This is a genomic window from Marinimicrobium sp. UBA4509 (assembly GCF_002388575.1).
GTDB classification, from domain to species: Bacteria; Pseudomonadota; Gammaproteobacteria; order Pseudomonadales; family Cellvibrionaceae; genus Marinimicrobium; species Marinimicrobium koreense.
Genome location: NZ_DGMV01000005.1, coordinates 1 through 7,531, shown reverse-complemented (window position 1 = coordinate 7,531; position 7,531 = coordinate 1). Strand labels below are relative to the sequence as shown.

The window sequence follows — 7,531 nt, the reverse complement described above, 5'->3', positions numbered from 1 at the left end:
ATCTGCATGTAGCGGGCCAGCACCAGGCACTCGACCTCATGCGCCTCGATCAGGGACCAGATCTGCGCTTCCTGCTCGGCCTTGGTATCGGGGGTAACCGGCAAGTAGTGGAACGGCAGCTCGTACCATTCGGTCAGGTCCCGCATCACTTCATGGTTGGACACCACCCCGACGATATCGATGGGCAGGGAGCCGTTTTTCCAGTTGTTGAGCAGGCTGTTCAGGCAGTGGCCCCACTGGGACACCGCAATCAGCACCTTGGGCTTGCAGTCCACATCGTAAATCGCCCAGTCCATGCCGTACTTCTCGCCCACCGGCCGGAACAGCTCGCGGATCGCGGGCAGCTCATAGCCCTGGGGGCACTCGAACACGGTGCGCATAAAGAAGCGCCGCTGGGTCACATCCTCAAACTGGGAGGACTCGCGGATATTGAAGCCGCGTTGGGCGAACAGACTGGCCACCGCCGCCACAAGGCCCTGGGCATCCTGACAACTGAAGGTAAGTACTACTTCCCGCACACCGGCCATGGAACAATTCCTGATATCGAATAGAGAATGAACAATAGATGAAAGGCTGCAAGACTACTGGATTGCGGACAAGGGGCTCAAGTGCTTTATGGCGCGACCGGGGTGGTACCGGCCAGAGGCAACACAAACACCAGCACAATCGGTAGCACCACAAACGCCAGCAGCGTGGACATCAGTACCATGGCGGCCACTTCCTGAGGGGCCCGGTCATAGCGCAGGGCCAGCAGGTAATTGAAGATGGCGACCGGCATGGCGCCCTGGAGCACCGCGACCCCGAGCGCCTCACCCTCCAGCCCGATCAGCCGCGCGGCCAGATAGGCGAGCGCCAGACCGCCCAACACCCGCAAGGTACTGAAGGCCAGACTGAGCCGCCAGGCCACCAGTTTCAGGCGCGCGAGGGAAACCCCAAGGGTCAGAATCATCAGCGGTATGGCAAAGCCCCCCATCAGGTCCACCGTATTGGCCAGCCACAGCGGCAGCGTGGTATCGGTCAGCAACAGCGCCACCGCCAGCACCATGGCGTAGAGCACCGGCTGGCGCCCCAGTGCCTTGAGCCGTGCGCCCAGCCCCTCGGCGCGGGACACCATCATGATGCCCACGGTAAAGGTACTGAGGGTCATCACCATAAACGCGGCCAGCGCCAGGGCCAGCCCGGTATCGCCAAAGGCGAACAGGCACAGCGGCAGACCCAGGTTGCCGTTGTTGGGGAACATCAGAGAGGGAATATAGTGGACCGGCGGCAGCTTCAGCCAGCGGGTCAGCAGGTAACCAATCACGCCCATGCTCAGAATCACCACCGCCGCCGCCAAGGCCACGCCGCCCATGATGCTCGGCTCCACCTCGACCCGCGCCATGACCGAGACAATCAGGCAGGGGGTGGCGATGTTCATCACCGCGCGGGAGACAAACTCGGATGGGTAGTCGGCACCGGAGCGCACCCAGCCGTAGCCGATAGCGGTTCCGATAAACAGCGGGGCCATAATGGCCGCTAATTCCGCGAACATGTCGCTCCTAATGTCGCGTGGTGGTCAGGACGGTCAACCCCCATTGTACCGGAATGCGAGCGACACACTAGCGCAAAAAGGCCGCTATGTTATTTTTGGCGATAACAGCCAAAGCCGGTAGAATAAAAAAATCTATTCAGCCCACATTGGCCAACTTTACACCACTTTCAGGGTCCCCCTCCCTGAGGACGCGGCCCGCAGGATAGTGATCACTGACATGACGATTTACACACATTTTATCCACAGGCCATCCCCGTTTTTGTCCGCTTGCATTCCCGCCCAAAGCGCATTATCTTGTAGCGCATTCACCCGGTACCCCTATATATAGGGTTTTTCGATACCCCGCCCCAACGCTTCACGCTGTGCGCGGTACCGGGTTATCCAGTTTCACCAAACACCCGTCACCTGCCCAGGGTGACCGCTTACAGTCACGGAATTCAGATCGCTCGCGGAGACGTCCATGCACACAGAAACCGACTCACAGAACACCACCACCGGCTCCCAGCCCCACACGGAAGGCTCATCGCAGCAGCGCAGTGCCTCCAACCTCTCGGCCACCGCGCCTGGCCAGGTTCGGGTCATCAAGCGCAACGGCACCGTGGTCCCCTACGACCCCAGCAAAATCGCTGTCGCCATGACCAAGGCCTTCCTGGCCGTGGAAGGTGGTACCGCCGCCGCCTCGCGCCGGGTGCGCGAGACCGTGGAAAACCTGACCGGTCAGATCACCGCCACCTTCAAGCGGCGCATGCCCTCCGGCGGCACCATTCATATTGAAGAGGTGCAGGATCAGGTCGAGCTGGTGCTGATGCGCTCCGGCGAGCACAAAATCGCCCGGGACTACGTTCTCTACCGCGAAGAGCACGCCCGCCTGCGGGCCGAGAAGCAGCCGGCCGCCAGCGCCGACACCCAGGCCGAAGACCCGGAATACCCCACCATCGAAGTCACCCTGGACGACGGCAGCAAAGCCCCGCTGGACACCCAGCGCCTGCGCACCATCGTGCGTGAAGCCTGCGCCGGCCTGACTGACGTGAGCGAAAAGGCCATTCTCGATGAGGCTATGCGCAACCTCTATAACGGCGTGAGCCTGCGCGATGTGAACACCTCCCTGGTGATCACCGCCCGCACCCTGGTGGAAAAAGAGCCCAACTACACCTACGCCACCGCCCGCCTGCTGCTCGACAAGCTGCGCGCCGAGGCGCTGAGCTTCCTGGGTGTGGCCGACTTCGCCACCCAGGCGGAAATGGAAACCTACTACGCCCAGGCCCTGCCCGCCTATATTCAGAAAGGCGTCGAGCTGGAGCTGCTGGCCCCGGAGCTGCTGAGCTTCGACCTGGAAAAGCTGGGCAAGGCGATCATCGCCGAGCGCGACCTGCAGTTCACCTACCTGGGCCTGCAGACCCTGTATGACCGCTATTTCATTCACAGCAACGATGTGCGCATCGAGCTGCCCCAGGTGTTCTTCATGCGCGTGGCCATGGGCCTGGCCGTGGAAGAAGACAACCGCGAAGAGCGCGCCATCGAGTTCTACAAGCTGCTCAGCTCCTTCGACTACATGAGCTCCACCCCGACCCTGTTCAACGCCGGCACCCTGCGCCCGCAGCTGTCCTCCTGCTACCTGACCACGGTACCGGACGACTTGCACGGCATTTACGGCGCGATTCAGGACAACGCCATGCTGAGCAAATTCGCCGGCGGTCTGGGTAACGACTGGACTCCCGTACGCTCTCTGGGCGCCTACATCAAAGGCACCAACGGCCGTTCCCAGGGCGTGGTGCCCTTCCTGAAAGTCGCCAACGACACCGCCGTGGCGGTGAACCAGGGCGGCAAGCGCAAAGGCGCCGTCTGTGCCTACCTGGAAACCTGGCACCTGGACATCGAAGAGTTCGTCGAGCTGCGTAAAAACACCGGTGACGACCGTCGCCGCACCCACGACATGAACACCGCCAACTGGGTACCGGACCTGTTCATGAAGCGCGTGTTCGACGACGGCGAGTGGACCCTCTTCTCCCCGAACGACGTACCGGACCTGCACGACCTGTACGGCAAAGCCTTCGAGGAGCGCTACAACGAATACGAGCGCATGTGCGAAACCGGCGAGATGCGCCTGTACAAAAAAGTACGCGCGCTGGACCTGTGGCGCAAGATGCTGGGCATGCTGTTTGAAACCGGTCACCCCTGGATCACCTTCAAGGACGCCTGCAACCTGCGCAGCCCGCAGCAGCACGTGGGCGTGGTGCACTCGTCCAACCTGTGCACCGAGATCACCCTGAACACCAAGGCCAATGAAGAAATCGCCGTGTGCAACCTGGGTTCCGTGAACCTGGCCCAGCACATCGTCGACGGCAAGCTCGACCATGACAAACTGGCGAAAACCGTCAAAACCGCCATTCGCATGCTCGATAACGTCATCGACATCAACTACTACTCCGTGGACAGCGCGCGCAACTCCAACCTGCGCCACCGCCCGATCGGCCTGGGCCTGATGGGCTTCCAGGACGCCCTGTACCGTCAGCGCCTGGCCTACGGCTCGGACGAAGCGGTGCAGTTTGCCGACCTGTCCATGGAAGCGATCAGCTACCACGCGATCAAGGCCTCCTGCGAGCTGGCCAAAGAACGCGGCCGCTACGCCACCTTCGAAGGCTCACTGTGGAGCCAGGGCATCATGCCCATCGACTCCATCCAGAAGCTGGCCGAAGAGCGCGGCGAGAAGTACATCGAAATGGACCTGAGCCAGACCCTGGACTGGGACAGCCTGCGCGAGGAAGTGAAGGCCAACGGCATGCGTAACTCCAACGTCATGGCCATCGCCCCGACCGCCACCATCGCCAACATCACCGGCGTGAGCCAGTCCATCGAACCCACGTATCAGAACCTGTACGTGAAATCGAACCTGTCCGGCGAATTCACCGTGGTGAACCCCTACCTGGTGCACGACCTGAAAGCGCGCGGCCTGTGGGACAACGTGATGGTCAACGACCTGAAATACTACGAAGGCACCGTACAGCCCATCGACCGTGTACCGGACGACCTGAAAGCGCTGTACGCCACCGCCTTTGAAGTGGAACCCAAGTGGATCGTGGACGCCGCCAGCCGCCGCCAGAAGTGGATCGACCAGGCCCAGAGCCTGAACCTCTACATCGCCGGCGCCAACGGCAAAAAGCTGGACATCACCTACCGCATGGCATGGTTCCGTGGCCTGAAAACCACCTACTACCTGCGTGCCCTGGCCGCCAGCACCACCGAAAAATCCACCATCACCACCGGCACGCACAACGCCGTGTCCTCCAGTGGCGGCGGCGTAGCAGCCGCCAGCGCCGCAGGTGCCAGTGCAGCAGCCCCCGCCACCAATGGCGAAGCCGCACCAGTACCCAAGGCCTGCTCCCTGGACGACCCAGACTGCGAAGCCTGCCAGTAACGGCAATGACCGACGCAGGGTTTGGGACCGACCGATACTCGCTCCCAAACCCCGCGTAGGGCGGATAAGGCCAAAGGCCGCATCCGCCGTAACCCAAACTCAACGCGCCACCAAACCGTGACGCAAAACCAAACAACAGAGGAAAGCGCCATGCTAAGTTGGGACGATTTCGACGCCGCCGAAGAAACCCCGCAGAAAGCCAAACCGGCCCCGCAACCCGCGCGCGCCCCGGAACCCGAGCCCAAGGTCCAGGAACCGGCCGCCAGCTACGACAGCGCCCCCGCCCAGGCCGCGGCCGCCGCCGAAGCCACCCAGAGCAACGGCAACGTCTCCGACGCCGTCGCCGAGGCTCGCGAATCCCTCGAACACCTCGACGTCGCCCCCGGCCTCGAAGAACTCGAAATGGGCGCCTCGCGCATCGAAGTTGACGACAAAATGATGATCAACTGCCGCGCCGACCTCAACCAGCTCGTACCCTTCAAATACGACTGGGCTTGGCAGAAATACCTGGACGGCTGCGCCAACCACTGGATGCCCCAGGAAGTGAACATGACCGCGGACATTTCCCTGTGGAAAAGCCGCGACGGCCTGACCGACGACGAGCGTCGCATCATCATGCGCAGCCTGGGCTACTTTTCCACTGCCGACTCCCTGGTCGCCAACAACCTGGTGCTGGCCATCTACCGCCTGATCACCAACCCGGAGTGCCGCCAGTACATCCTGCGTCAGGCGTTTGAAGAAGCCATTCACACCCACGCCTACCAGTACTGCATCGAATCCCTGGGCATGGACGAAGCGGAAGTGTTCAACATGTACCGCGAGCTGCCCTCCGTGGCCGCCAAGGCCGCCTGGAGCCTCAAGCACACCCAGACCCTGGGCGACCCCACCTTCAACACCGGCACCCCGGAAGCCGACCAGGAACTGCTGCGCAACCTGGTGGCCTTCTACGCCGTCACCGAAGGCATCTTCTTCTACTGCGGCTTCAGCCAGATCCTGTCCATGGGCCGCCGCAACAAGATGACCGGCGTGGCCGAGCAGTTCCAGTACATCCTGCGCGATGAGTCCATGCACCTGAACTTCGGCATCGACGTCATCAACCAGATCAAACTGGAAAACCCGCACCTCTGGACCCCGGAATTCCAGAAGGAAGTTACCCAGATGATCCTGGAAGGCACCGAACTGGAAATCGCCTACGCCCGCGACACCATGCCCCGCGGCGTACTCGGCATGAACGCCGGCATGATGGAAGAGTACCTGCACTTCATCGCCAACCGCCGCCTCGCGCAGCTCGGCCTGAAAGAGCAGTACCCCGGCGCCCAGAACCCCTTCCCCTGGATGAGCGAGATCATGGACCTGCGTAAGGAGAAGAACTTCTTTGAGACGCGCGTGATTGAGTATCAGACCGGTGGTGCGTTGAGCTGGGATTAAATCCCGTTCAGCTCCAAGAACCAACCCCGAAATACCGGCCAGGGAGGGCCACCCCAGCATGAACATGAACCACAACAGTGGCGCCCTCCCCGAGTGAGCCTCCCGCTCGCAGTACTCCCAGCATTGGACGCCCCTCGCGATACAGGCAGAGGATAGGTAACAGGAAAATTACGGCTATGGATTACGCACACCTTGTTGAACACCCAGACCAGACTCAGGAAAGAAACAGAACAACCAGCGGATTACCAATGTTAAGAGCAGAAGTCTTAACATTTTCCGGGGATATACGTTACATCGACGCATTTAAACACGTCGATGTAACGTGATTAATTGCGTCGCTTCGACGTTGAATACGCTGCTATGTTTTAAATAGATGGAGTCGGTATGAGCTATAAAACCACCGTGTTTAACGTGATGATCGCGTCACCGGGGGATGTTGCTTCAGAACGATCTATCGTTCGCGAGGTTATTGCAGAATGGAATGCTGTGCATTCTGCGGCTCGCGGGATAGTTATGCTCCCGACTGGCTGGGAGTCGCACTCTTCTCCAGAAATGGGAAATACACCTCAATCAATAATTAATGACCAGATTCTTGATAAAGGTGACCTTCTAGTTGGCGTATTCTGGACTCGCATCGGCACGCAAACCGAAGACTATGCTAGCGGAACTGTGGAGGAAATAGAGCGGCACATATCATCTGGCAAGCCTGCAATGTTGTACTTCTCAGATCAGCCAGCGCGACTTGATAGTGTTGATGACAAGCAATACCAAGAATTGAAGAGGTTTAAAGCTTCCTGTAAAGATCGAGGGCTTTACGAGGTGTATGACAGCCACTCTCAATTCAAGGAAAATTTCTATCGGCACCTGCAGTTGAAGCTGAATGAGCATCAAATGTTTACTTCTATAGATGGCGCAGAGTTGGTAGGTCCGATTTCTCTATCTCCGGATTCTCGGATTCCTGAGCTATCAGAAGAAGCTAAGACCCTGCTTAAAGAGGCAAGCTTAGACGACAATGGAACGATCATGCACCTCCGTCACATGGGTGGTACAGATCTGCAAACGAACGGTAAAAACCTGATTGACGACCAGAGCAGGAGGGTTGTTGCTAAATGGGAGTCTGCACTCCGGTTATTGCTTAAGGAAACTCTGATTAATCG

The 7,531-nt window shown here is 59.8% G+C and carries 4 protein-coding genes and 1 pseudogene; 3 read left to right on the top strand and 2 right to left on the bottom strand.

What is annotated here, in order from left to right:
* Together B3520_RS00275 and B3520_RS00270 are read right to left on the bottom strand one after the other, a co-directional pair.
* Positions 1-527 (bottom strand): ACT domain-containing protein (locus tag B3520_RS00275; protein ID WP_286875019.1); only part of this gene is annotated, 527 nt, incomplete at its 3' end.
* A gap of 86 nt (positions 528-613) precedes the next feature.
* On the bottom strand, positions 614-1,531 hold the full coding sequence (locus B3520_RS00270; RefSeq protein WP_286806953.1) for an AEC family transporter: 918 nt from the start codon (positions 1,529-1,531) through the stop codon (positions 614-616).
* Positions 1,532-1,991: 460 nt separating this feature from the next.
* On the opposite strand from B3520_RS00270, the gene B3520_RS00265 reads away from it, so the two are divergent.
* The 3 genes and pseudogenes from B3520_RS00265 to B3520_RS00255 all read left to right on the top strand — a co-directional run.
* A complete protein-coding gene (locus B3520_RS00265; RefSeq protein ID WP_286875017.1) occupies positions 1,992-4,946 on the top strand; it encodes a ribonucleoside-diphosphate reductase subunit alpha in 2,955 nt (984 codons plus the stop codon).
* Between the two features lie 150 nt (positions 4,947-5,096).
* Positions 5,097-6,374, top strand: coding sequence for a ribonucleotide-diphosphate reductase subunit beta (locus B3520_RS00260; protein WP_286875016.1), 1,278 nt, complete (start codon positions 5,097-5,099; stop codon positions 6,372-6,374).
* A 384-nt stretch (positions 6,375-6,758) separates the two neighbouring features.
* A pseudogene (locus B3520_RS00255) lies at positions 6,759-7,531 on the top strand (hypothetical protein); the annotation flags it as partial.